At 78.5% G+C, this 493-nt stretch carries 1 protein-coding gene and 1 pseudogene; both read left to right on the top strand.

The genetic code is table 11. From position 1 onward, the window contains the following. A pseudogene (locus E4T88_RS18045) lies at nt 1-264 on the top strand (hypothetical protein); the annotation flags it as partial. Between the two features lie 5 nt (nt 265-269). After that, a partial coding sequence (locus tag E4T88_RS17350; RefSeq protein ID WP_167755481.1) for a lycopene cyclase family protein occupies nt 270-493 on the top strand: 224 nt, incomplete at its 3' end.

Here is a 493-nt window from a genome sequence, read left to right as displayed (position 1 = left end):
GCGTTCGACCAGCCGGGCGTGGCCGCGCGCATCGTGCATGCGGGCACCGGCGTGAAGCTGCTGCCGCCGCTCGCCACGGTGGCGGCGCTGCGGCGCGCGCTGCGGCGGCTGCTGGACGCGCCTGAATTCGCGCGGCGCAGCCGGGTGCTTGGCCAGGAGATCGCCGCCGCCGGCGGGGCGCAGCGCGCGGCGGACCTCGCGGAGGCCGCGCTGCATGCGCGCCCCGCGGTGCAGGCGCCATCCGTGCACGGCGCGGTGGGGTGACCGGCATGCCGCCCAGCGCCGCCCCCGACGCCGACCTGCTCCTCGTGGGGGGCGGCCTGGCGAACGGCCTGCTGGCCTGGCGCCTGCGCCGCGCTCACCCGGCGCTGCGCGTGCTGGTGCTGGAATCCGGCCCCACGCTGGGCGGCAACCACACCTGGTGCTTCCACGCGTCCGACCTGTCGCCGCCGCAGCAGCACTGGGTGCAGCCCTTCGTCGCGCACCACTGGCC

It is taken from the genome of Dysgonomonas mossii (assembly GCF_004569505.1).
Classification (GTDB): domain Bacteria; phylum Bacteroidota; class Bacteroidia; order Bacteroidales; family Dysgonomonadaceae; genus Dysgonomonas.
The sequence above is the reverse complement of the archived record's forward strand: the minus strand, read 5'-3'. Positions and strand labels throughout refer to the sequence as shown.